Here is a 23,941-nt window from a genome sequence, read left to right as displayed (position 1 = left end):
CTGACAACCCCGCAAGTAACGCCCGTATTCCCGGATGTGCCTTACTCCTGTGTGGGCCTTACTCGCCGGTGCCCGCCAGGTCCCGCAGCCGCCGGGTCTGCGCCTCGCGTTCGGCGCGATCCTGCTCGTCGTACGAGCGGTCGGCCGCCCCGGCCAGCAGCGCCTTGATCTCGGTCACCGCTGCTCCGTCCGCGGACAGTACCGCCGCGGTCAGGTCGGCCACCGCGCCGTCGAGCTCCGCGGCCGGCACCACCGCCGTCGCCAGGCCCAGCCGCGCGGCCTCGTCAGCCGCGATCCGCCGCCCGGTCACGCAGATCTCCAGCGCACGGGCGTACCCGACCAGTTCGGTGAGCCGCTTGGTGCCACCCAGGTCCGGAACCAGGCCGAGGGTCACCTCGGCCATGGAGAACCGGGCGTCGTCGGCGAGAATCCGCAGGTCGCAATTGAGCGCCAGCTGGAAACCCGCCCCGATGGCGTGCCCCTGCACCGCCGCGATCGTCACCACGGACGGGCGCCGCAACCAGGTGAACGCGGACTGGAAACCCGCGATCCGCTCGGCACACTCCTCCGGCGACAATCGAGCCAGTTGGGCCAGGGCGGCGTCCCCCGTGCCCCGCGCGACCGACAGATCCAGGCCGGCTGAAAACGCACGCCCTTGTCCTCGGACAATGACGACACGCACGTCCCCCGGCATTTTCCGGGAAATGCCTTCCAGCTCCGACCACATGGCCGGGGTCTGGGCGTTGAGGACATCGGGCCGGCACAACGTCACCGTCGCTACCGGCCCCGCCTGCTCCCAGCGGACCTCCGCGTCGTCTACGCGGTCAGCGCCGTCAGGTGTCACGCCTTCTTCCGGCGCCGCGCGCCGCCGCGCTGGCGTAGTTGCACGCCCGACTCGGTGAGCACCCGGTGCACGAAACCGTACGACCGTCCGGTCGAGGCGGCCAGCGCGCGGATGCTTTCGCCGGAGGTGTAACGCTTGACCAGATCCTTGGCGAGCGTCTGACGCTCGCTACCGACGATTCGGCGACCCTTCTCAGTGCTGGTGGCTGTGCCGGTGGCTGCCATGTTGAATCCTCACGTCCCAGACTGTGCGGTTCGATACGGTCCCACCTATTAGACCGCCTCGGACGATCATGCGCTAGGTATCCGGCGTTAGCCAACGTGCCCATTTACCACTGTCAGGAACCCGACGGTGACCAAGCGCATCGATGCGGGATCGGCGACGCCACCCGCGGGCCCGGGCGTCCTCAGCCACGCTCGACCGGGTCAGGCGATCCGACCGGGAGCGCGCACACCGTCGATCACCTGCGGAAATGACCATGCCCGCGGGACACCGCGACACTACGCAGAGTCCTCAATCGCTCACCGTACGACCGCGGGCACTCCGCCCCCGGCGCGCGCATGGCGCGACCCGCGCGCACGGGCCGCGCCGGGACAGGTGGCACACCGCGCAGATGTCGCACATGTTGTGTGGGGGCCGGTTGACAACCGACGATGCCGTTGACCCCACGCGGGTCACGCGAGCTCGACCAGCTCCAGCAGCTCGTCGCTCCACGCGTCCTCGTCGCCGTCGGGCAGCAGGATCGCGCGGTCCGGCTTCAGCGCCACGACCGCGCCCGGATCGTGGGTGACCAGCACGATCGCGCCCGGGTAGTTGGCGATCGCGTCCAGTACCTGCTCCCGGCTCACCGGGTCGAGGTTGTTCGTCGGCTCGTCGAGCAGCAGCACGTTGGCACCCGAGCAGACCAGCGTGGCCAGCGCGAGCCGGGTCTTCTCGCCGCCGGAGAGCACACCGGCGGGCTTGTCGACGTCGTCGCCCGAGAACAGGAACGCGCCGAGGATTTTGCGCAGCTCCGTGTCGGTCTGCTCCGACGCGGCGCTGCGCATGTGCTCCAGCACCGTACGGTCGACCTCCAGGGTTTCGTGCTCCTGGGCGTAGTAACCCAGCCGCAGCCCGTGCCCGGCCCGCACCTCCCCGGTGTCCGGCTGCAGCAGGCCACCCAGGATGCGCAGCAGGGTCGTCTTGCCCGCGCCGTTGAGCCCCAGGATCGCCACCCGCGAGCCCCGGTCCACCGCCACCCCGACATCGGTGAAGATCTCCAGCGAGCCGTACGACTTGGACAGCTCCGCCGCGGTCAGCGGCACCTTGCCGCACGGCGCCGGGGTCGGGAAGCGCACCTTGGCGACCCGGTCCGAGACCCGGCTCTCCTCCAGACCGCTGAGCAGCCGCTCCGCACGCCGGGCCATGTTCTGCGCGGCCACCGTCTTGGTCGCCTTCGCGCGCATCTTGTCCGCCTGGGCCATCAGCGCCCCGGCCTTCTTCTCCGCGTTCGCGCGCTCGCGGCGGCGCCGCCGCTCGTCGGTCTCCCGCTGCTCCAGGTAGGTCTTCCAGCCCACGTTGTAGACGTCGACGACCGAGCGGTTCGCGTCCAGATACCAGACCTTGTTGACCGCGGCCTCCAGCAGGGACACGTCGTGGCTGATCACCACGAGACCGCCCTTGTGCTGCGCCATGTAGCCGCGCAGCCAGGCGATCGAGTCCGCGTCCAGGTGGTTGGTCGGCTCGTCGAGCAGCAGGATGCCCTTGCCGGCCTCGGCCGCGTCGCGGAACAGGATCCGGGCCAGCTCGATGCGGCGGCGCTGGCCGCCGGAGAGGGTGCCGATGGTCTGCGCGAGGACCCGGTCCGGCAGGCCCAGGTTGGCGCAGATCCGGGCCGCCTCGGCCTCGGCCGCGTACCCGCCCAGGCTGGCGAACTGGTCCTCCAGGGTGCCGTAGCGGCGGACCAGCTTCTCGTCCGCGCTCTCCTCGAGCTGCACCTCGAGCTTCTGCATCTCGGTTAGCAGGGTGTCCAGGCCGCGGGCGGACAGCACCCGGTCGCGGGCGGTGACGTTCAGGTCACCGGTACGCGGGTCCTGCGGCAGGTAGCCGACCTCGCTGCGCCGCTCCACCGCCCCGGCGTACGGCTGCCCCTCGCCGGCCAGCACCTTCAGGGTGGTGGTCTTGCCGGCGCCGTTGCGCCCGACCAGGCCGATCCGGTCGCCCGGCTGCACCCGCAGCGTGGTGGGCGACATCAGGATGCGGGCGCCGGCACGCAGTTCGAGTCCGGTGGCGGTGATCATGGGAAGGCGTCTCGCTCTCGCAGGGGTCCGGCTGACTCAGGGCACGCGGCGACGCCGACCGGTTTCGTCCGCGGTCGGCGCGGGGCGGTCAGCCTTCGCAGAGCAGCACCCGCCCATACTAGCGACCCGACCGATACGGCCCCCAACCGATTAGCGGGCAGGATCAGCGGGTACAGCCCGGGCACGCCCGGGCCGGCAGCGGGGAGCAGCCCGGACACCCGGGCCGGACGGCTCAGTGAGGATGAGATGGAACTCAACGAGAACGCCGAGATCGACACCAGTCAGGTCGAGGACCTCCGCGGCTCCGGCGGTGGCGGTGGTGGTGGCGGCTTCGCCGGACTGCCGATCGGCGGGGGCGGCCTCACCGGCATCGTCGTCTCGGTGGTCATCGCCCTGGTCACCGGCTACCTGGGCATCAACCACCTGACCGGTGACGGCGGCGGCGGGAGCCAGTCCGGCGACAACACCGTGCTGGCGCAGGAGTGCGCGCAGTCCGACAAGCTCAAGAAGCTCGACTGCCGCAACAACCTGTACGTCAACTCCATCCAGAACTACTGGGCCCAGGCACTGCCGCAGCACTTCAACGAGAGCTACTGGCCCGCCAAGACCGCGTTCTTCTCCAACGTCGTACGGACCGGCTGCGGGAGGGCCGACTCCGGTGTGGGCCCGTTCTACTGCCCCGCCGACGACAAGGTCTACATCGACCTCACCTTCTACCGGGTGCTCGGGGAGTCCCTCGGCGCCCCCGGCGAGTTCGCCCAGCCGTACGTGCTCGCCCACGAGTACGGCCACCACGTCCAGGACCTGCTCGGCACCGAGGCGCAGATGCGCCGCGAGCAGCAGCGCGATCCGAAGCACGCGAACCAGCTGTCCGTGCGCCTGGAGCTGCAGGCCGACTGTTACGCGGGGGCGTGGGCCAAGAACGCCACCGGCACCGAGACCGCGACCGGCAAGAAGATCTTCAAGCGCCTCACCGCGCAGGACATCGAGGAGGGCCTGGACACCGCCGGCAAGATCGGCGACGACACGCTGCAACAGCGCGGCGGCGGCAGCATCAACCCGGCGGAGTTCACCCACGGCACCAGTGCCCAGCGCCAGCGCTGGTTCGCCACGGGATTCCAGTCCGGCGACCCGAAGAGCTGCGACACCTTCGCCGTCGGCGCGGTCTAGTCCCCGGGATCGCGGACCAGGATCCGCACGGCCCTGGCCGCGGTGACCGCCGCCACCAGCACCGCGCGCCGGGGCTCCGGGACATCCAGGAACCGTTCCGCGCGCAACGCGGCCACCGGCGCGCACGCGGGCGGGGCCAGGACGGCGTCCACGGCCGCCCGGTCGCCGCCGGTCACCAGCGCCGCCAGCGTGCGTACCTCGGGCAGCAGCAGCCGCGCGACGATGTCGGCGCCGTCGGCCGCGGCCGCGCGCGCCTGATTGTCACGGCGGCGCGCGAAGCGCTGCTGCGACCACCCGCCCGCCGCGGTCCGGCCCTGCACGTAGTGCGTCTCCACCTTCGAGGTGACCAGCTCGGCGCCGTCGGCGACGCCGACCGCGACCGCGCCCTTGCGGGCCAGCAGCAGGCCGATCCGGCGCGGCGCGGCGGCGACGCCCAGCAGCCCGGCGAGGTCCGCGACGGCCGGGGCCCCCGGGGGCGCGGCCAGCTCGGCCGACGCGCCGTCCGCGGCGACCACGGTCAGACCGTCTTCGGTGTACGCCCCGTGCCGCGTCGCGAAGTTGTCCAGCCAGCGCGGCAGGCGCTCCGGCGCGACGTCGACCCAACGGCCACCCCCGGCGGCGGGACGTGCGCTCATGACCCCGACTGTACCGATGGCATGATCGCCACATGGCCGGAGCGCTCGCCGACGAGATCCTGGACCGGCTGGTCCGCACCTACTCGGCCGCCCGCGAGCCCGGGCGGGCCGTGCAGGCGGCCGCGTACATGCGGGACCAGTTCCCGTTCCTCGGGATGCCCGCCGCGACCCAGACCGCGCTGAACCGTACCGTGTGGACCGGGCTGCCCAAGCCGGCCGAGGACGACCTGCGCGCGGTCGCGCTGGCCTGCTGGGAGCTCCCCGAGCGCGAGTACCAGTACTTCGCCTGCACCTACCTGCGCCGCCACGCGGCCGTGCCCGGCACCGGCTTCGTGCCCACGCTGCGCACCCTGATCAGTACGAAGCCCTGGTGGGACACGGTCGACCCGCTGGCCACGTGGGTCGCCGGGGGTCTCGTCCGGCGGCACCCCGAGCTCGTCACCGAGATGGACGCCTGGGCCGTCGACGAGGACATGTGGCTGGTCCGGACCGCGATCCTGCACCAGCTGCGGTACGGCGCGGACACGGACACGGAGCGGCTGTTCGGCTACTGCACCCGGCAGGCCGGGCACCGCGACTTCTTCGTCCGCAAGGCGATCGGCTGGGCGCTGCGGCAGCACGCCCGCACCGACCCCGACGCGGTCCGCCGCTACGTGGCGGCCAACGGTGACCGGTTGTCCGGCCTGTCGGTCCGCGAGGCGATGAAGCACCTGTAGCCGGGCCCGGCTCAGAGCAGCTGAATCGCCAGCACCGCGATCACTGCGCTCGACACCAGGGCGGTCACCAGCCGCGCCCGCTCCCCCGTCAGCACCCGGCCCGCCAGTGATCCGCCACCGGCGATGAGCAGTTGCCAGCTCGCCGACGCCACGAACGCGCCCAGCACGAACATCACCCCACCACCCGTGCCGCCGCGGCCCAGGACCAACGCCGCGAAGTACACGACCGTTGCCGGGTTGAGCAGCGTCAGGCTCAGGATCCCGAGGTACGCCCGCAGCGGCGTGGTCTCGGCCGAGCGCGCCGGGCCGTCGGAGCGGCGCGGGCGCAGGGCGCTCCAGGCGGTGTGCGCGGCAAGGCCGAGCAGAACCGCCGCGGCCACCCATCGCAGTGGCACCGCGACCGGGGCGATCAAGCCGGCGAGCGCCGCGCCGCCGAGCACGGCCGCCAGCGCGTAGATGCCGTCGGCCGTGGCGGCACCGAGACCCGCGGCTGCGCCGACGCGCAGTGACGTCCGGGCGCTCAGGCCCGCGATCAGCACCGCGATGGCGCCCACCGGGATGGCGACGCCGTAGCCGGCGACCACGCCGGCCAGGAACGGGGCGGTCACGACGGCGGAACGGGACGGACCGGCCGGTCGCCCGCACGCGCCTGCTGTCGCGAGGCCCGGGGAAGGGCGGCGACAGTGGGGCGGCGGAACGTCTCAGGCGTGGTCACGCGGCCATGGTGCCCGTACTCGGCCGTCCTCGGCCACCGATTTGTGGCGCTCGCCGACTACCTCACAACCCTTCAACTGCGGATCCGCCGCGCCGCTCCCCGCCGGTTCGCGGGCGCGACGTTCCGCCGCGGCAAGCTGCTCGGTCGCCCCGGAATCGGCCGGCTGCATGACCGAGGGCGACTTCACTCGAAGAACGGACTGGGCGGTACGCCGCATGTCATGATGCGAGATGCGGAACGAGCGCACGCAACAACCGCTCCGGCCGCGGCTCAACGAGGTGCCGGCCCACTGCTTGCCGGGCGTCGTGACAATGGTGGATCCCGGTACATGGGATTTGACCGCTTGAGCCTTTCCTGACGTGATGACCGGGAATCCCGTTCAAGTACCGAATGCGTCGAAATGAGGCTACCCACCAGTGCTGTGACCCGATCCATCGGGCCGAACGCAGGCCCGGAACGGAGGATTCCGGGGCAATGGCAGAGCGGGAATACGAAGGCGCGCTTGCCGAATACACCACACTCCGCACCGAGATCGACTCGCGTTACAAATATCAGCAACAGATCCTCGCGCTGCAGTTGACGCTGACCAGCGCGATCTTTGCGTTCGGCCTGTCGCGACCGGTTCCGGTGGGAATTCTGATGATCGTTCCGTTGAGTTCCTATCTGCTCTGTGGTCGGTACGTCGGCCAGCGGACCGCAATACGCTGGGCTTCGCGGTACATCACGGAGGAGCTGAGCAAGCGGGTTCCGGGGGGCTTCGGATGGTCTCTGTGGGCGGCCGAGAATCACCGGCCCGGTCGGTTGCTTGACTGGTACCTACCCCTGATCATCTGCTTTCCCGGGGCGAGCTTGTTGGCCCTCGGATGGACCGCACGCTTCGTCTTCCACTCAGACCATCACTCGTGGTGGGCGACGGCCGGGGTGGTGTCCGTGTGGATCACAGGCCTGCTGGCCGTCGGAACCTCCAGTTACCTCCTGAGCCGTGTCTTTGTCGATCGAACCGGCCGCGGGCGGACTGACGGTGTTGACCGGCCTCAAGCACAGGAGAGCTCGTAATGTCCGTTTTGACATTCGGGACGCGCCTGAACGCTCAATCGTGGGCGACAGCCCTCGCCACCTTGCCCAACCGCTTCTCGGAGGGCAGCCACCGGGAAGGAGCGTTGCGCAATGATCGGGTGCTGGTCGACCTGGGCGAGGTGGGCTACGCCGACTTCGTGACGCTCGGCCGCCTGCTCGTCTTCGTTCGCAGTGTCGCCAACGCCGGGGCGGACTGCTCCGTACGGCTGCCCAGCGTTGAGGGCCTGCAAACCGGCACCCCGCAAGACTCGAATACGGCGCCGCGCGTCATGAGACGACAGACCTGCCGCCTCTATCTCGAGCAGACCGGCATGGTTGAGGCATTGGGCCGCCATGTAGACGATGAGCCGAGATCCGACGTGGTTCCAGCCAATGCGGAGGTGGAGTCGCGAGGGCCGGCATCCCAGGCAGCGCCGTCGCATCGGTACCGCCGAATTTTCCGCTACCGTTGGATGACAGTCGAGTCCGTCCGAAATATGTTGATGAAACGGCCGGACGAAACATACAGGACACTGCGCGAACTGGGCCTGCGGTCGGAGACGGCCGCTGCCGTAAACCGTGGCATCGTCTTCGAGTTGCTCGAGAATGCCGAGCAGCATTCCGGTACTGCGGAGATTCTCCTGGGCGGAGTCATCATCGATCCTGACACATCCGATGCGCGGGCGGAGGACTTCGACACGTCGATACAGAGCTCCGCCAGGCGGGCCGCGGCAGTCAACAGCCCGCTCATCAGGCTCGTCGTGGCGGACACCGGCCGTGCGATGGTTCGTCCCGACGCCGTCGTCAGAGCGTTCGACACATGCCTGGGCGATACCGACAGTGGCTTCGACGGAGCGGCACGCGGGCTGTGGAAAGTCTCGCGGGTCGTCCGTGCGTACCGAGGGGCCCTGTTGGTCTCGAATGGGACGCAGGTAACCGGCCGGGTCTACGGGGATGGTGAGTCCGGGGAGGTGGTGGGTGCCATCCCGGGCGGGCTGCACGGGACATTCGTGGAGTGCGCCGTTCTGACCAGCCCCGGCGACACCGCACTCACCGGCGCGGGCCAGCTCGCCACGCCGCGCCGCCGTCAATCAGCAGCACGACCGAAGATTGCGTCTGTCACGACCCAGCTGTCCTCGCCGGCGGGCCTGCTCGAGGAGGATCGGGCTCGTATCCGGGACCTGCGCGGGAACTTGGCGGCCGGAACCACGGACCTGGTCGTCGCCGTGAATGCTCCGCACGCCGGCGACCGCGCCGACGACGCCGGCATAGGTCACGCCATCGCCCAGATCCTGGCCATCGCCGCGGAGGACATCGCCGCCCAGCCGGTGACCATCGCGTTCCCGAACGTCAATCGCCCCCTCATGTCCGTGGCGGTGGAGTATCTCAACGCAAGATTCGATGAGCGAGCCGCAGCAGGCGCTGCGCTGCCTCCACCGATTCTTGTGATCGCCCCCAGCAACGGGCACTACTGGGTCGGCGGCACACCACTACAGCGAAGGGTGCTTGCCCGGCTGTCGACCGCCGATCCCCCGGCGGCGGACACGATCTCATCATGGCCGGACGACGAGGCGGCCGCGATCGCGGAGCTCGCGAACCGGACCCGGTTGCTGCTGGTCGGTGAGGAGTCGGTGGCCCTGCAGGCGCGGCCGGAGGACGCGATCACGGCCTTGGCGGGATGGGTCGGAGATGAGATCGCCCACACGATCCGGGACGCTCCGCGCGGATCCGGTCAGGGCGACGTGTGGCGGGGCCGGTACCTGACCCCGACCCTGCGCGTGACCAGCCGGTGGTTTGACCTGGACGCCCTGTTGCACCGTTTGACGTTGCAGGCACTGACGGGCGTCACGCTCGCTGCCCTCGTCGAGGACGCCGTAACCACTTTGAAGGTGGACGCGCGTCCGCCAGTGATCGTCCGCCTCGAACACACGCCGACGGAGATGGTTGCCGCGTTCGCACGGTCGCTGACGGGTCACGATGAATATGTCGATTCCCTGCAGGATATCCCCTCCGCGGAGCACCAGTCGGACGCCCGCACGCGGGTCCTGTTGGTGACGGATGTCGTCTCCAGCGGGACGACCCTGTTCCGAGCTCTGACCGACACGGTCGATCGGGAGCTGTTTCCCGTCGGCGTCGCGGCCGTGGTGGACGCCCGCACGGTGGACCAGCGGGTCAGCGAACCCCACCACGTCCAGTACGGCTCCGGCCGCATCCCACTGGTCAGCCTGGCCACAGTGGACATGGATCCCGGCGCTGGCGATCGGGACGAGCCGGTGCCGATCGATCCCGTCCTGCGCCGACCCGAGGCCGGTCGGCGACCCACCCCGCGGTACCTCGTCAAGCAGGGCGAATATGTGCAGGCGTTGCAACGCAACATGGCGGCCCGGCTCGGACACATCGAGCGGCCGGCCGACCGGCACTACACCGCATACGTCGACCCGACGCTCCTCTTCCGGGAGAAGGAGTGGTCCCGGAAGGTCTTCGACCAGATCACCGGCGTGATCAGCGAGCGACATCGCGAATCCTTCGGCACCGCCGACGCGGCGGCCTGTCTCTTGTTTCCGGCGGGTACGGCGGACGACCTGACGACCACTGCGGACTGGCTGCACGCGGCGCTGACGACGGCCGACCTCAACCTGGCACGGCCGGTCGCCGTGCCCAGGGCCGCGCATGCCGGGAACTGGCAGCTGACGGGCTCGGTGAATCTGCCCCCGGTCAAGCACGCCGTGATCCTCGATTCCGGCTCAAGCAGCGGCCACACCGTCCAGCAACTGGTCGGCCTGGCCGCCGACAACGACGCGGTCATCATCACCGTGGTCCTCCTGCTCAACGGAATGAGCGACAGCGATGCCGTGAACCTGCAGCGGATAGCCACGGTTCGACGTTCGATCCAGGAGTCGACGCTCGGCCCGGCCGGGTTGGAGATCTACTACGTCGCCAAGACAGCCATGCGTAGTCTCACCAGCGGCCGCTGCGCCATCTGCGCGCTACGCCGCCGGTACGGCTCGGTGACCTTGTACACGCCGATTCCCCACGCGCTCGCCGGGCACCGTACCTGGTTGATGCGAACGCTCGAGGCGCGGACCAAGCCTGCGCTGTTCGAGGAGCAGGCGGCCGATCTCTTCGGAGCGAACGTGAGCCAGCCCGATTGCGTGGAGTACCTGAGCTGGCGTCTGCAACTGCGGGATGCCGCGCTCGACACCACACGTCGGGCGAAGGTGTTCAGCCGGCTCTCCGCCATGGCGCGGAACCAGCCAGCTCGGGACGCACTCATCCGGCTGCTGGTCGCCGAGTCGCATTGGCTCATGTCGGCGCCGCTGTGGTTCCCTGAGTGTCGTTCGAAGATCGCGGACATGGCCGCTTCGATGCTGGCCGACAACGCCGCCTTGCTGATCGAACCCCGGCTTCGCGCGCAGGCTGCCATTCTCCTGGCCCACGCGGCCCCGGAGCGGTTCGCCCGGGAGCTGACCGGGATCCTGCGTACCAACCGGCGTGAAGGACTGGTGATCGAGCAGGTGCTTCTGGAGACCCTACTGCTGATCGTCGATCCGCGCGGGTCCGTGCAATACCCCCGGAACCGGGTCGCACAGCAGTTGACGGAGGGTCTCATGTACCTGGAGGACCAGCTGCGAGACAAGGACCAGGCGCCGAGGATCAGCTCGGATTTCGTCACACTCCCCCTGATCCGCTACTTGTTGTCGCACGCACGGCGTCCGTTGCGGAAACGACCCACTGATGCGCAGGCCGCGTGGTTCACGCTCCGCCATGAAATGAAGTCGGTCTCACACGACTACCAGAACTACGTGTGGCACATCCACGAGGGAGTCGAACTCGCCGCAAGGGGCGGGACGGTCGGCAATGTCGACGAGATGCGGGAACTCTGGCAGACCTGCGAACGATACCTACACGAGACGGTACTGCCGAATGTGGAACCGTTGCGGCAAATCCTGCTCAGTAAGATTGTGCTCGCCGACATGTCCGCAGAAGACGCCGCCCGGTGGGAACAATCGCTGTCCGTCGGCGGCGATAAGATGATCGACGAAACAACCGTCTACATTGACGACATCATAAGCGAGATCAAGAGTGGTGCCCGGCCCTCTGCCGACAAGTCCCGCGAGCTGCTCGCCAACCTGAAGTGGTGGCTGCGGTTCGTGTTGGAACCCAAGGGTTTGCTTCCACGAGTCATCGGCCGCGGTCCGATCAACGTCATCAAATACATTGATGACTTCTTTCCACCCCCCGCCGAATTCGTCACCGAAGACCGATTCAATCTTTCAGGGCCGCGGTCCACAAAGCTTGTGTTCTGCACCAACCGCCTGATCACTGATACCTTCACGCACATCCGGATCAACGCTGAGGTGACCCATCGAATCCGCGACGCCGTCCCGCGGTTCCAGGTCGAACTCACCCAGCCGCACCCGGAACGCATCACCGTCACGGTCCGCAACAGCGGCAGCAAACGGGACACCCCTGGCGGGGGAACGGGCCTGGAAACGCTACGGCATCGGCTGGCTCGGTTCGGTGGCACTCTCAAGGAAGTTCCGGCCGGGAAGGGCTGGACGTACGCCGTCGCGGTGGAACTGGACGTATGGAGGATGCCGGCATGACCACCGTCCGGGCCTTGATCGTCGACAACAAACCGTTCATGGCAGAGCGGACCAAGGGGGTGGTGGACCACGGCTTCAAGACGTTGAACTGGCAGGTGGACTGGGAGACGCCCGATTCAATATTGGCGGCGTTGAGGATGGTGCAGGACCTACCGAAGTTCGACTTCGCCATCATCGACTACGCCCTGGAGCATGGCGAGACCGGCCAAAGCGTCGTGGCGGAGATTCGGTTACGTCAAGGACTCGACTGCTACATCCTGGTGGTCACCGCCGAGGCGGACGACCACCCAAGTTTCCGCGAGCTCTCGATGGGCGCTGGCGCCAACGAGGCGATTATCCGGGGGCGACTGACAACAACGTCGACGGGCAACCACGGCTCAGATAAATGGGACGCCGAAAGTCTGGCACGCCGGATCCGCAAACACATGAAGGCTTTGGGGCGCGTACACGATTTCGAAATCAAATTTGGAGAGGACACCGGCACCCAATCCATGCTGAGCGGCCTCGGCGAACCGCCCGGGGCGCGGGGGGACGTGATCGACCGCGGTGAGCACATCGCCCGTACCTTGATCCTCGAGTTTCTGGAACGCGACAACGACGCCGGTGCGATTCTCCATGTCAACCGTCTCGCGCCCGGTCGTTCAGGGGCGCATGTGTGTAAGGTACGTCGCGTTCAGGCGGGGCAGCCCGCGGAGTCCTTCGTCCTCAAGATCGGCCTCGACCGTGCCGCGTTGGAGGCGGAGCGCACGGCGAACGACAAGGCGGCGCGGGTGCTGACCCCACAAGTGCTGGTCACGCATTCCGGTGGTCTGAAGACCGACCGCTCTTCCGACTACGGCGCCCTGGCTGCAGCCCTGGCAAACAACGCCGTGACTCTGGATTCCTGGTTGCGAAGCACCGAGACGACCACCACGCAGGCTCGACAGGTGGCCGACGAGTTGTTCGGCGGGCATCTGAAGAGCTTGTTCCAGGAGAGTCTGCGGCAGGACCGGGACACCTCTCAATGGCTCGCCACTGCCCCACTCCACAGGCTCCGAATCGAAGACGCCCTCGAGACCTACGCCCCGGTCTGGGCACATCCCCAAGGAGTCCACCGGAAGGACGTCGATGACCTGGTCGCGCTGCTGCGCACGTATGTCGAGGCCGGCTCCCTGCCGGGCGTCGACCGCAGCATGATCGACAAGACTGTCGTCTACGTCCACGCCTTCGGCGACCTGCATGCCAGCAACGTCCTGGTTCAAACGGTAGGCCGGCCGCGACCCGTGCTGGTCGACGCATCGCAGTACGGGCCACATCACTGGGCCACCGACTCGACCCGCCTGCTGGTAGATCTCGTGCTGCAGGTGCGGCGGTCCGGCGTCGAGTCCATGCTGTGGTCCGCCGTTGCCGACGACTGCGCCTACGCCGATGCACTGTGTGGCTACGCCGGGGACGCCGATGCACGGTGTGGCTTCGCCGGCGATGCCGCCGGCGAGTTGACGACCCCGGTCGACGCTTTCATCGCGCAGGTCGTCACCGAGCAGCGAAAATACCTGTGCATTGCCGAGCTGGGCCTGCGCGACGCCTTCTGGCACTGGCAGTGGCACGTGGCTTTGGCGCGGGAGTTCCTCCGGCAGGGGAGCCGGCCCGGCATGTTGCCGACCCGGGCCGTAGTCGCGTTGTCCGCGGCTGCCTCGCACCTCCGCCGGGCTGCTAAGGCTTTAGGACACTGACATCGTCGCGGGCACCGCTGCCGCCTCGGACGGGGGCGCGCGGCCATGGTGTCCGTCCGGCCGTGCTCGCCCACCGACGTGGCGCACGCCCGGCTTCCTCACAAAGCCTCCCACCACCGGGACGGGGCGGGCCGCTGGCTCGCCCAGCCGTCACTCCGTGTCACCCCAGGCCAGGAGCCGCTCCACCAGTGCCCGGTCGCCATCGACGCGGACCCGCTCCAGGGGAATCCGCCGATAAAGGGCCAGGACGAGATCGCTGGCCGGCGCCCGGACGGTGGCCCGCGGCGCGTCGGTGGCGGTGGGTTCGAGCCTGGCTCCCTCGGCGGACAGGTCGACCAGCCAGGACGGCCCTTCGACGGCCGCGAAGGCGATTCGGGCCGGATCGTGCCGCCAGGCCCCCAGGGAGCCGAGTCCGACCTGCACGAACTCGGCGACTCCGTCGAGCGCGGCCACGGACGGCAACGGCTCGGGTTTGCCGATCGACTCCTGTGCGTCGAACGCATGCACCGAGGCCTCCTGCACCTGGTGGCGGGCGACCGCTCCGGCCGTCAGCGGCGCGCCCGACGGGCCCCACCACGTCCAGCACGGCCGATCCGGTCCGGCCTGCCCCAGCGCGGCCAGCAGGAGCCGGGTCGACTCGGCCGACCAGGCGAGAAGGTCACCGGCCGGCGCCGGGTCGGGGATGCGCTCGCGCGACGGCGCTTGGGCCGGATCCGCGTCGGAGACCACCACGGACCAGAACCGCTGCACCTCGCCGAGGTGGGTGGTCAGCTCGCGCAGAGACCAGTCCGGGCAGCCCGGCACGGTGACATCGAGGGCACCGGCGGAGTCGACCGCGTCGCGCAGCACGGCAGAGCGCTCGTCGATCAACGACAGCAGCTCAGGGAAGGGCGGTGTCGGCGTCATGCCGATGTTGTAGCAGCCGGCTCCGACAATTCCCTGTCTGTCGCGTGCCGCGTCGATCCGACCCGGACGCGGCCACCCGCATCGTGGACTAGACGTTGAAGCCCAGCGCCCGCAGCTGTTCCCGGCCGTCGTCGGTGATCTTGTCTGGTCCCCACGGCGGCAGCCACACCCAGTTGATCCGGAAGTCGCTGACGACGCCGCCACCCGGGCCGCCGGTCAGGGCCTGCCGGGTCTGGTCCTCGATCACGTCGGTCAGCGGGCACGCCGCGGACGTCAGGGTCATGTCGAGCGTGACGACGTTCTCGTCGTCGATGTGGGTGCCGTACAGCAGGCCGAGGTCCACCACGTTGATGCCCAGCTCGGGGTCGACGACGTCGCGCATCGCCTCCTCGACGTCCGCGGCGGACGCCTTGGCCGGGCCGTCCGGCTTGAGGACGCCGGACTTGGAATCCGCGATGGCGTTCGCGGACGTCGCGTCGTCCGGGCCGGCGGTGTCCGCGGCGTCCGCGGCGATCTCTTCGACGGTCCTGTCGCTCATGCCGTGCCTACCTTTCGCATGCGCTCGCAGTACGGGGTCATGCCGTCAGTTCCGGGCTCGCGCCCACTCCGGCGCGTGCCGCCGCGTCCTTGAACGCCATCCAGGGCAGCAACGCACACTTCACCCGCGCCGGGTAGCGGGCCACCCCGGCGAACGCGATCCCGTCGCCGAGCAGTTCCTCGTCCGGTTCCACCTGGCCCCGGCCCTGCATCAGCTCCAGGAACGCCTCGTGCACCCGGAACGCCTGCGCGGTGTCACTGCCCTGCAGCAGCTCGTGCAGCACCGACGCGGACGCCTGGCTGATCGAGCAGCCCGCACCGTCGTACGAGATGTCGGCCAGCTTGTCGCCCTCGACCGCCACCCGCATGGTGATCTCGTCCCCGCACGTCGGGTTGACGTGGTGCGCTTCTCCGCCGAACGGGTCGCGCAGTCCCTTCCCGTGCGGGTGCTTGTAATGGTCCAGGATGATGTCCTGGTACAGCTGGTCCATCATCAGGCGAACACCTTCCGCACCCGGTCGAGCCCCTGCGCCAGCGCGTCGATCTCCTGGGTCGTGGTGTACAGGTAGAACGACGCGCGGGTCATCGAGGAGACCCCGAACCGGGCACACACGGGGCGGGCGCAGTGGTGACCCACCCGCACCTCCACCCCGAGGTCGTCGAGGATCTGGCCGACGTCGTGCGGGTGCACCCCGGCCACGTCGAACGACACCGTGCCGCCGCGCCCCTCCGGCCCGCCGGGGCCGAACACCCGTACCCCGGGGACGTCGGCGAGGGTCTTCAGGGCGTACCCGGTGATCTCCTGCTCGTGGTGGTGGATGGCCTCCATGCCGAGCGCGGACAGGTAGTCGACCGCGGCGCCGAGGCCGACCGCCTCGACGATCGGCGGGGTGCCCGCCTCGAAGCGGGCGGGCGGCGCGGCGAACGTGGTGTGTTCCATCGTCACGGTCTCGATCATCGAGCCGCCGCCGAGCACGGGCGGCATGGCCGCCAGCAGCTCGCCATGGCCCCACAGCGCGCCGATGCCGGTGGGGCCGAGCATCTTGTGGCCGGTGAACGCGATGAAGTCCGCGCCGAGGGCGGCCACGTCGATCGGCAGGTGCGGTACGGACTGCGAGCAGTCCAGCAGCACCAGCGCGCCGACCTCGTGCGCCCGGGCGACGATCCGGGCGGGGTCGTTGATCGTGCCGAGGATGTTCGACATGTGCACGATCGAGACGATCTTCGTCCGCTCGTTGACCAGCTCACCGAGGCGCGACTCGTCGAGCCGTCCGTCGTCGGTGATGCCGAACCAGCGCAGGGTCGCGCCGGTGCGCTGGCACAGCAGCTGCCACGGCACGATGTTCGAGTGGTGCTCCATTTCGGAGATGACCACCTCGTCGCCGGGGCCGAGGGAGAACCGCGGGTCCGCGCCGGGCTGCGTGGCCGCGTTCGAGAACGCGTACGCGACCAGGTTGATCGCCTCGGTGGAGTTCTTCACGAACACCACCTCGTCGGGGGAGGCGGCGCCGATGAAGGTGGCCACCTTCGCACGGGCGTCCTCGTACGCCGACGTCGCCTCGGTGCCCAGCGTGTGCACCGAACGGGAGACGTTGCCGTTGTGCCGCTCGTGGTGCGCGCGCATCGCGTCGAGCACCGCGCGGGGCTTCTGCGAGGTGTTCGCACTGTCGAGGTACACCAGTGGGTGCCCGTTGACCTCCCGACCGAGGATCGGGAAGTCGGTACGCACCCGGGCAACGTCGAACGTCATCGTGGGTCCTTCGGGGGTCTCAGGCGCGGGTCAGGTAACGCTCGTAACCCTCGGCTTCGAGCTGCTCGGCCAGTTCCGGACCGCCCTCCTGGACGATCCTGCCGGCGACGAAGACGTGCACGAAGTCGGGCTTCACGTAGCGCAGGATGCGGGTGTAGTGGGTGATCAGCAGGACGCCGGCCTCGCCGGTGGCGCGGACCCGGTTGACGCCCTCGCTGACCACGCGCAGCGCGTCGATGTCGAGGCCCGAGTCGGTCTCGTCCAGGATGGCGATCTTCGGCTTGAGCAACTCGAGCTGCATGATCTCGTGGCGCTTCTTCTCGCCGCCGGAGAAGCCCTCGTTGACGTTGCGCTGCGCGAACGCCGGGTCCATCTGCAGCTTCTCCATGGCGGCGCGCAGCTCGCCGGCCCACGTGCGCAGCTTCGGGGCCTCGCCGTCGATCGCGGTCTTCGCGGTCCGCAGGAAGTTCGCCACCGACACGCCCGGCACCTCGACGGGGTACTGCATGGCCAGGAACATGCCCGCGCGGGCCCGCTCGTCGACGCTCATGGCCAGCACGTCGGCGCCGTCGAGGGTCACCGAGCCGCCGGTGATCTGGTACTTGGGGTGCCCCGCGATGGAGTACGCCAGCGTGGACTTGCCGGAGCCGTTGGGACCCATGATGGCGTGGGTCTCGCCCGACTTCACGGTCAGGTCGACGCCGGCCAGGATCGGCTTGAGCTCGCCCTCGGGCAGCTTGACCGACACCTGCAGGTCGCGGATCTCGAGGGTGCTCACGGCATTACTCCATTGCTCGGTGTCGAAGAGACGTAGATTTCGCCGTCGCGGATCTCGACGGGAAAGGTCGCCACCGGCTCGGTGGCGGGCAGTCCGGTGGGCGCACCGGTACGCAGGTCGAAGCGGGAGCCGTGCAGCCAGCATTCGAGGGTGCACCCGTCGACCTCGCCCTCGGAGAGGGCGACCGTGGCGTGGCTGCACTCGTCGCGCACCGCGTAGAACGAATCGTCGTCGGTGTGCACGACGGCGATCTCCACGCCGTCGACCTCGACGCTGATCGCGGTGCCCTTCGCGACGTCGTCGGCGGACCCGACCAGCTGAAACGTCACGGCTCCACCTCGGCGAGGCGGGCCTCGATGGTGTCGCCGAGCCGCTCGCGCAGCTCCTCGACCGGCACCTTGTTGATCAGCTCGGCGAAGAAGCCACGGACGACCAGCTTGCGGGCCTCGCCCTCCGGGATTCCCCGGGCCATCAGGTAGAACAGCTGCTCGTCGTCGAAGCGGCCGGTCGCGCTGGCGTGCCCCGCCCCGGCGACCTCACCGGTCTCGATCTCCAGGTTGGGCACGGAGTCGGCCCGGGCGCCGTCGGTGAGCAGCAGGTTCCGGTTGATCTCGTAGGTATCCGTGCCGGTCGCGGCCGCGCGGATGAGCACGTCGCCGACCCACACGGTGTGCGCCGAGGCGCCCTGCAGCGCGCCCCGGTAGCCGACGTAACTGCGGCAGTCCGGCACCCCGTGGTCGACCAGCTGGCGGTGCTCGAAGTGCTGCCCGGCGTCGGCGAAGTACAGGCCCCACAGCTCGGCCTCGCCGCCGCGCCCGGCGTACTCGACGCTGGTGAACTGGCGGACCAGCGAGCCGCCGAGGGCGACCTGGACGTGGTTGACCCGGGCGTCGCGGCCGACCCGGAACCGGATGTGCTGGGCCTGCACCGCGTCCGCCGCCCACTCGGCGAGCGTGACCAGGTGCAGCTGGGCGCCGTCACCGACGACCACCTCGACGTTGTCGGCCAGCAGGGCGCTGCCGACCTGCTCCAGCACGAGCGTGACCTGGGCGAATCCGCCAACCTTGATCACCGTACGGGCCGCCGCGGCGTCCGCGCCCTGACCGACGACCCGGATCAGTACGGGCGCCTCCGCGACCGTCTCCGCGGCCACCTCGATCAGGTTGACGTCGGCCGCCGAGCCGTACGCCAGCGCGCTGACCCGGTCGAACGGGGTCAGCACCGGCTCCACGTCGGCCGCGGAGACCGACTTGACGGCCACCCCGGCGGGCAGGTCGCCGTACTCCAGCACCGGGGCGGCCCCGGTCAGCGTGCTCGCCGTGACCAGGGACCCCAGCCGCTTGAGCGGGGTGAAGCGCCATTCCTCCTCCAGGCCGGTCAAGGCCGGGAAGTCGGCGACGTCGAAGGAGCGCAGCACCTGCGATTTGGTGCGCGGGGGTGCCAGGGCCTCGGTAGTCATCTCGTCCTTGCTCAGTTGGTCCGACGCTTCAACTCAGGCGGGGGGCGGCGGTCAGCCGACCGCTCCCTCCATCTGCAGCTCGATCAGGCGGTTCAGCTCGAGGGCGTACTCCATGGGCAGTTCCTTGGCGATCGGCTCGATGAAGCCGCGCACGATCATCGCCATGGCCTCGTCCTCGGTCAGGCCCCGGCTCATCAGGTAGAAGAGCTGGTCCTCGCTGATCTTGGAGACGGTCGCCTCGTGGCCCATGGACACGTCGTCCTCGCGGATGTCGACGTACGGGTACGTGTCGCTGCGGCTGATCGTGTCGACCAGCAGCGCGTCGCACTTGACCGTGCTCTTGGAGTGCGCCGAACCCTCCAGCACCTGCACCAGACCCCGGTAGCTGGTGCGGCCGCCGCCGCGGGCGATCGACTTGCTGACGATCGTCGACGACGTGTGCGGTGCCGCGTGCACCATCTTGGCGCCCGCGTCCTGGTGCTGGCCCTCGCCGGCCATGGCGACCGAGAGCACCTCGCCCTTGGCGTGCGGGCCGGTCATGTAGACCGCCGGGTACTTCATGGTCACCTTGGAGCCGATGTTGCCGTCGATCCACTCCATGGTCGCGCCCTCTTCGCAGGTGGCGCGCTTGGTGACCAGGTTGTAGACGTTGTTCGACCAGTTCTGGATGGTCGTGTACCGGCAGCGGGCGTTCTTCTTCACGATGATCTCGACGACCGCGGAGTGCAGCGAGTCGGAGGAGTAGATCGGCGCGGTGCAGCCCTCGACGTAGTGCACGTACGCGCCCTCGTCCACGATGATCAGGGTCCGCTCGAACTGGCCCATGTTCTCCGTGTTGATCCGGAAGTACGCCTGTAGCGGGATCTCCACGTTGACGCCCTTGGGCACGTAGATGAACGAGCCGCCGGACCAGACCGAGGTGTTCAGCGACGCGAACTTGTTGTCGCCGACCGGGATCACCGTGCCGAAGTACTCCTTGAAGATGTCCTCGTGCTCGCGCAGGCCGGTGTCGGTGTCGAGGAAGATGACGCCCTGCTCCTCAAGGTCCTCACGGATCTTGTGGTAGACGACCTCGGACTCGTACTGCGCGGCGACGCCGGCCACGAGACGCTGCTTCTCCGCCTCGGGGATGCCCAGCTTGTCGTACGTGTTCTTGATGTCCTCGGGCAGGTCCTCCCACGACTGGGCCTGCTTCTCGGTGGAGCGCACGAAGTACTTGATGTTCTGGAAGTCGATGCCGGTGAGGTCGGCGCCCCAGTTCGGCATGGGCTTGCGGTCGAACAGCCGCAGGCCCTTGAGCCGGCGCTCGAGCATCCATTCCGGCTCGTTCTTCTTCGCGGAGATGTCGCGCACCACAGCCTCGGACAGGCCACGCTGCGCGGCGGAGCCCGCAACGTCGGCGTCGGCCCAGCCGTACTCGTACTTGCCCAGGGCGGCGAGGTGCTCTTCCTGAGTGACGATCTGGTCGGTCATCTATCCGGTCCTAACCGTGATGGCGGTTTTCTCCCGCGCCGGTCCCGGGATGTGCGTGGTGCACACCCCGTCGCCGTGCGCGATGGTGGCGAGACGCTGCACGTGGGTGCCGATGAGCCGCGAGATGACCGCGGTCTCGGCGTCGCACAGCTGGGGAAACTCGGCGGCCACGTGCGCCACCGGGCAGTGGTGCTGGCACAGCTGCCCGCCGGAGGCGATCGCGGTCGCGTTGGCAGCGTAACCCTCGGCGGTCAGCGCCTCGGCGAGTGCCTCCGCCCGCGCGATCGGGTCGTCGCCGGCCGACCGCATGGCCGACCGGCACCGCTCCTCCAGCGCCGCGAGCTGGGCGGCGGCGAACGCGCTGACCGCTTCCGGGCCGCCGTGCTCGGCGATCCAGCGCAGCGCGGCCGTGGCGATGCCGTCGTAGAAGTGCGGGAAGCCCTCGCGCGCCTCGGCGGTCAGCACGAACGCCTTCGCGGGGCGGCCCCGGCCGCGCGGGCCGCGCGGCGGGCGCTCGCGCACCTCGACGAGGTGTTCGGCCAGCATGGCGTCGAGGTGTTTGCGGATCGCGGCGGGGCTCAGGCCCAGGTCCGCGCCGAGCTCGGCGGCGGTGGCCGCGCCGCGCTCCAGCAGCAGCTGGGCGACCCGGTCACGGGTACGTCCGTCCGGGGCGCTGGCGTTCGCCACCGCACCCCCTCGGGACAGCACCGCGTTTTTCACAACGGCAACGTTACGTATTTCCCCGACCAGCCGCAAACCCGGGTTCCGGTGATCCACGACACCGCCACCGGCCAGCGCGCGCAAACAAGATCAAATCTACGCGTACGATCCGGGAGGTGAGCTTCCGCGCCCCCCTGCGCCCCCTCGCCCTGGCGAGCCTGGTCGCCAACATCGCGCTGGTCGTCACCGGAGCCGCGGTCCGCCTGACCGGCTCCGGCCTGGGCTGCCCCACGTGGCCCCGGTGCACCGACGCCTCGTACACGACGACCGCCGCCATGGGTGTGCACGGCGCGATCGAGTTCGGCAACCGGCTGCTCAGCATCGCCCTGGGCCTGATCGCCCTGGCCTGCTTCCTGGCCGCGCTGTGGCAGCGTCCCCGGCGCCGCTCGCTGGTGCTGCTCTCGCTCGCCGTGGGCCTGGGCATCCCGGCCCAGGGCGTGATCGGCGGCATCACGGTGCTCACCGACCTCAACCCGTGGGTCGTCGGGCTGCACTTCCTGCTCTCCATGGCGCTGATCGCCTTCGCGTACGCGCTGTGGCGCCGCACCGGCGAGGGCGACGGGCCGGCCCGGCCGCTGGTGGCCGCGCCGTTGCGCACGCTGGCCCGGCTGACCGCGGTGGTCAGCGCGGCGGTCATCGTGGTCGGCGTGGTGGTGACCGGCAGCGGCCCGCACGCGGGCGACGAGCACGCCCGGCGCAACGGGCTCGACCCGGAGATGATCTCGCAGGCCCACGCCGACCTGGTATTCCTGCTGCTCGGGCTGTCCGTGGCGCTGTGGTTCGCCTTGCGCACCGTGGGCGTCCCACGCGCCGCCGTCCGGGCCGCGGCGGCGCTCGTCGTGATCGAGCTGGCACAGGGCCTGATCGGCTTCGTGCAGTACTTCACGCACCTGCCGGTGCTGCTCGTGGCGGCGCACATGCTCGGCGCCTGCCTGGTCTGGGTGGGCACCCTGGCCGTGTTGTGGAGTCTGCGTGAGCGCCCGGTGGCCCCGGCCATCCAGGCGCCGGCCGCACCCGCGGCCGCCGCCGAGCCCGCCAGCCCGGTGCCGGTGGCGCACTGAGTTCATCCGCGGACATGCCGCGCGCCACCCGCGCGCTCGTGCGTGGCTGGACCGACCGGGCGCGGTCGCGCCCGCGCGGTAGCTCGGCCGGACCGGCGAGTCAGGAACGCGGCAGGCGGTCCAGGACGGCGTCGGCGAGCCGGTCGGCGGCGCCCTCGTCGTACAGCAGGAACAGGGTCGGCTCGACCAGCTCCAGCTCGACCAGCAGCGGCCGGCCGTCCGGGCCGGGGATCGTGTCCACCCGGGCGTACAGCAGCCGGTCCGCGCCGCCGGGGACGGCCGCCAGGGCGCGCTCGGCGACGGCCAGTTCGGCATCGCCCGCCTCGCGCGAGGTGATCTCCTGGCGGTACTGGCGGGGATCGAGGCCGACGTCCGGGCCGTGCAGCAGCGCGTCCTTGCGAATGGCATGGCTGTACCGCATGGCGCCGGTCTTGTCGGGAAGGCAGAGCACGGCGGTCTCGCCGACGGTGTCGACCGCGGCGAGGTAGGGCTGGATCATCGCGGTACGCCCGGCCGCGCCGAGCCGGGCGACGTGCGCCTCGGCGAGCTCGCGCTGCCCGGGCAGCCGGTAGCGCCCGGAGTCCCGGCTGCCGATGCTGACGGCGGGCTTGACCACCCACTCCCCCGCGGCGGGGGCGGTCCACTGTTCGCCGGGCTCCACGAACCGGGTCGGGGTGACCGGTACACCGCTTGCGGCGAGCTCGCGCAGGTAGTGCTTGTCCGTGTTCCACTCGACGATGTCGGCGGGGTTGGCCAGCCCGGGCACGGACCGGGCCCAGGCGAGGAAGGCGTCGTGCCGGGGCGGATAGTCCCAGGTCGAGCGCAGTACGGCCAGGTCGTAGGCGGTCCAGTCGGCGCCGGGGTCGTCCCAGCAGACCGCGTCGACCACCACGCCACGCGCGCGCAGGGCGTCGCGCAGCGGGTGGTCGTCGGCGTACAGGTCCGGGAAGTAGTCCGAGGTGACGAGTGCGACCCGGGATCGCTCCCGGGTCGCGGAACCGGATGGAACTGAGGTCATCGGTGCGCTGCGGTCCTCGGGCTCAGCGGGCCATGCTCCGGCGCGACATCGAGCGCCACAGGTCGCCGCTGGGGCGCATCTGCTCCATCAGCTCGCGTTCCCACTCGTTCTGGACTTCGACTCCTGCGCCCTCGCATGCCTTGCGGGCGATGTCGGTACCGTCGGCGAACTGGTCGGTCCAGGCGCCGTCCTCGCCGACCAGGACGATGCGGGCGCCGCGCTTACCGACGTACTCGATGACCGCCTTGGCGCCACCGTGGCCCACAGCGAACGACCGGATGCCGGCGGTCAGTGTCGTATCGGAACCTTCTGCCATGAGGGGCAGCCTAAGCAGACCGCGCACCCAAGCACGCGCCCGTTGCCTCTTTTTGTGATGCCAATTACCTGCGACGATCGGTGATCACCGCATTGGTATGCACCAATTACGCCCGAATTGCACGCTCGCGCTGGTTCCTCCGAACGAGCGCCCGGCCGTCACCCGACCGCGTCACCCGTCGCCCGGAAG

General features: G+C 69.7%; 22 protein-coding genes. 6 read left to right on the top strand and 16 right to left on the bottom strand.

Annotation, left to right across the window (positions count from 1 at the left end):
* Nucleotides 1-58 precede the first annotated feature (58 nt).
* The 3 genes from ACMCNO_RS12075 to ACMCNO_RS12065 all read right to left on the bottom strand — a co-directional run bounded on the left by ACMCNO_RS12075 (nucleotide 59) and on the right by ACMCNO_RS12065 (nucleotide 3,123).
* Nucleotides 59-844 carry an enoyl-CoA hydratase/isomerase family protein gene (locus tag ACMCNO_RS12075; RefSeq protein ID WP_412749496.1) on the bottom strand — a complete coding sequence of 262 codons (786 nt, stop codon included), beginning with the start codon at nucleotides 842-844 and terminating at the stop codon, nucleotides 59-61.
* Complete coding sequence (locus ACMCNO_RS12070; protein WP_015620263.1) at nucleotides 841-1,068, bottom strand: helix-turn-helix domain-containing protein; 228 nt, start codon at nucleotides 1,066-1,068, stop codon at nucleotides 841-843. Before ACMCNO_RS12070 ends, ACMCNO_RS12075 begins: the two co-directional genes overlap by 4 nt.
* Before the next feature lie 450 nt (nucleotides 1,069-1,518).
* Nucleotides 1,519-3,123, bottom strand: a complete 1,605-nt coding sequence (locus tag ACMCNO_RS12065; protein WP_412749495.1) for an ABC-F family ATP-binding cassette domain-containing protein — start codon at nucleotides 3,121-3,123, stop codon at nucleotides 1,519-1,521.
* 246 nt (nucleotides 3,124-3,369) lie between these two features.
* Between ACMCNO_RS12065 and ACMCNO_RS12060 the strand changes: the two genes are divergently transcribed.
* The gene (locus ACMCNO_RS12060) at nucleotides 3,370-4,293 is read left to right on the top strand and encodes a neutral zinc metallopeptidase (protein ID WP_412749494.1); all 924 of its coding nucleotides are present in this window, start codon (nucleotides 3,370-3,372) and stop codon (nucleotides 4,291-4,293) included.
* Here the strand turns inward: ACMCNO_RS12060 and ACMCNO_RS12055 are convergent.
* The gene (locus tag ACMCNO_RS12055) at nucleotides 4,290-4,928 is read right to left on the bottom strand and encodes an acVLRF1 family peptidyl-tRNA hydrolase (RefSeq protein WP_412749493.1); all 639 of its coding nucleotides are present in this window, start codon (nucleotides 4,926-4,928) and stop codon (nucleotides 4,290-4,292) included. The genes ACMCNO_RS12060 and ACMCNO_RS12055 overlap by 4 nt on opposite strands.
* 32 nt (nucleotides 4,929-4,960) lie before the next feature.
* Here ACMCNO_RS12055 and ACMCNO_RS12050 point away from each other — a divergent pair, with 32 nt between their 5' ends.
* Complete coding sequence (locus tag ACMCNO_RS12050; protein ID WP_412749492.1) at nucleotides 4,961-5,644, top strand: DNA alkylation repair protein; 684 nt, start codon at nucleotides 4,961-4,963, stop codon at nucleotides 5,642-5,644.
* Nucleotides 5,645-5,655: 11 nt separating this feature from the next.
* On the opposite strand, the gene ACMCNO_RS12045 is transcribed toward ACMCNO_RS12050, so the two are convergent.
* Nucleotides 5,656-6,252, bottom strand: a complete 597-nt coding sequence (locus ACMCNO_RS12045; protein WP_412749491.1) for a LysE family transporter — start codon at nucleotides 6,250-6,252, stop codon at nucleotides 5,656-5,658.
* A 581-nt stretch (nucleotides 6,253-6,833) separates the two neighbouring features.
* Between ACMCNO_RS12045 and ACMCNO_RS12040 the strand changes: the two genes are divergently transcribed.
* From ACMCNO_RS12040 to ACMCNO_RS12030, 3 genes are read left to right on the top strand one after another with little or no spacing between them, the layout of a single operon-like run.
* The gene (locus ACMCNO_RS12040) at nucleotides 6,834-7,415 is read left to right on the top strand and encodes a hypothetical protein (protein ID WP_412749490.1); all 582 of its coding nucleotides are present in this window, start codon (nucleotides 6,834-6,836) and stop codon (nucleotides 7,413-7,415) included.
* Nucleotides 7,415-12,022, top strand: coding sequence for a hypothetical protein (locus ACMCNO_RS12035; protein WP_412749489.1), 4,608 nt, complete (start codon nucleotides 7,415-7,417; stop codon nucleotides 12,020-12,022). Before ACMCNO_RS12040 ends, ACMCNO_RS12035 begins: the two co-directional genes overlap by 1 nt.
* Nucleotides 12,019-13,734, top strand: coding sequence for a response regulator (locus tag ACMCNO_RS12030; RefSeq protein WP_412749488.1), 1,716 nt, complete (start codon nucleotides 12,019-12,021; stop codon nucleotides 13,732-13,734). Before ACMCNO_RS12035 ends, ACMCNO_RS12030 begins: the two co-directional genes overlap by 4 nt.
* Nucleotides 13,735-13,884: 150 nt before the next feature.
* Here ACMCNO_RS12030 and ACMCNO_RS12025 read toward each other — a convergent pair whose 3' ends face one another.
* From ACMCNO_RS12025 to ACMCNO_RS11985, 9 genes are all read right to left on the bottom strand, one after another.
* On the bottom strand, nucleotides 13,885-14,640 hold the full coding sequence (locus tag ACMCNO_RS12025) for a maleylpyruvate isomerase family mycothiol-dependent enzyme (protein WP_412749487.1): 756 nt from the start codon (nucleotides 14,638-14,640) through the stop codon (nucleotides 13,885-13,887).
* Between the two features lie 88 nt (nucleotides 14,641-14,728).
* On the bottom strand, nucleotides 14,729-15,178 hold the full coding sequence (locus tag ACMCNO_RS12020; protein WP_412749486.1) for a metal-sulfur cluster assembly factor: 450 nt from the start codon (nucleotides 15,176-15,178) through the stop codon (nucleotides 14,729-14,731).
* 37 nt (nucleotides 15,179-15,215) lie between these two features.
* Nucleotides 15,216-15,674: a Fe-S cluster assembly sulfur transfer protein SufU gene (sufU, locus tag ACMCNO_RS12015; RefSeq protein ID WP_412753681.1), complete on the bottom strand. Its 459-nt coding sequence runs from the start codon at nucleotides 15,672-15,674 to the stop codon at nucleotides 15,216-15,218.
* A complete protein-coding gene (locus ACMCNO_RS12010; RefSeq protein WP_412749485.1) occupies nucleotides 15,671-16,927 on the bottom strand; it encodes a cysteine desulfurase in 1,257 nt (418 codons plus the stop codon). Before ACMCNO_RS12010 ends, sufU begins: the two co-directional genes overlap by 4 nt.
* A gap of 19 nt (nucleotides 16,928-16,946) precedes the next feature.
* A complete protein-coding gene (gene sufC, locus ACMCNO_RS12005; RefSeq protein WP_412749484.1) occupies nucleotides 16,947-17,705 on the bottom strand; it encodes a Fe-S cluster assembly ATPase SufC in 759 nt (252 codons plus the stop codon).
* Nucleotides 17,702-18,034, bottom strand: a complete 333-nt coding sequence (locus tag ACMCNO_RS12000; protein WP_412742121.1) for a non-heme iron oxygenase ferredoxin subunit — start codon at nucleotides 18,032-18,034, stop codon at nucleotides 17,702-17,704. Before ACMCNO_RS12000 ends, sufC begins: the two co-directional genes overlap by 4 nt.
* On the bottom strand, nucleotides 18,031-19,164 hold the full coding sequence (gene sufD / locus ACMCNO_RS11995) for a Fe-S cluster assembly protein SufD (RefSeq protein WP_412749483.1): 1,134 nt from the start codon (nucleotides 19,162-19,164) through the stop codon (nucleotides 18,031-18,033). The genes ACMCNO_RS12000 and sufD overlap by 4 nt, the downstream gene beginning before the upstream one ends.
* A gap of 51 nt (nucleotides 19,165-19,215) precedes the next feature.
* Nucleotides 19,216-20,637 (bottom strand): Fe-S cluster assembly protein SufB, encoded by a 1,422-nt coding sequence (gene sufB, locus ACMCNO_RS11990; RefSeq protein ID WP_412749482.1) that lies wholly within the window; start codon nucleotides 20,635-20,637, stop codon nucleotides 19,216-19,218.
* Nucleotides 20,638-21,357 (bottom strand): helix-turn-helix transcriptional regulator, encoded by a 720-nt coding sequence (locus ACMCNO_RS11985; protein WP_412749481.1) that lies wholly within the window; start codon nucleotides 21,355-21,357, stop codon nucleotides 20,638-20,640. It abuts the gene before it with no gap.
* Nucleotides 21,358-21,473: 116 nt separating this feature from the next.
* Between ACMCNO_RS11985 and ACMCNO_RS11980 the strand changes: the two genes are divergently transcribed.
* On the top strand, nucleotides 21,474-22,418 hold the full coding sequence (locus ACMCNO_RS11980) for a COX15/CtaA family protein (protein WP_412749480.1): 945 nt from the start codon (nucleotides 21,474-21,476) through the stop codon (nucleotides 22,416-22,418).
* A gap of 100 nt (nucleotides 22,419-22,518) precedes the next feature.
* Here the strand turns inward: ACMCNO_RS11980 and ACMCNO_RS11975 are convergent, their stop codons facing one another.
* Both ACMCNO_RS11975 and ACMCNO_RS11970 read right to left on the bottom strand, forming a co-directional pair.
* Nucleotides 22,519-23,436 (bottom strand): ATP-grasp domain-containing protein, encoded by a 918-nt coding sequence (locus ACMCNO_RS11975; protein ID WP_412749479.1) that lies wholly within the window; start codon nucleotides 23,434-23,436, stop codon nucleotides 22,519-22,521.
* A gap of 22 nt (nucleotides 23,437-23,458) precedes the next feature.
* Complete coding sequence (locus tag ACMCNO_RS11970) at nucleotides 23,459-23,752, bottom strand: hypothetical protein (RefSeq protein ID WP_412749478.1); 294 nt, start codon at nucleotides 23,750-23,752, stop codon at nucleotides 23,459-23,461.
* Between the last annotated feature and the right edge of the window lie 189 nt (nucleotides 23,753-23,941).

The organism is Krasilnikovia sp. M28-CT-15, from assembly GCF_047159595.1.
Taxonomy (GTDB): Bacteria; Actinomycetota; Actinomycetes; order Mycobacteriales; family Micromonosporaceae; genus Actinoplanes.
Note: the sequence above shows the minus strand (reverse complement) of the source record. Positions and strands in the feature narration are given on the sequence as shown.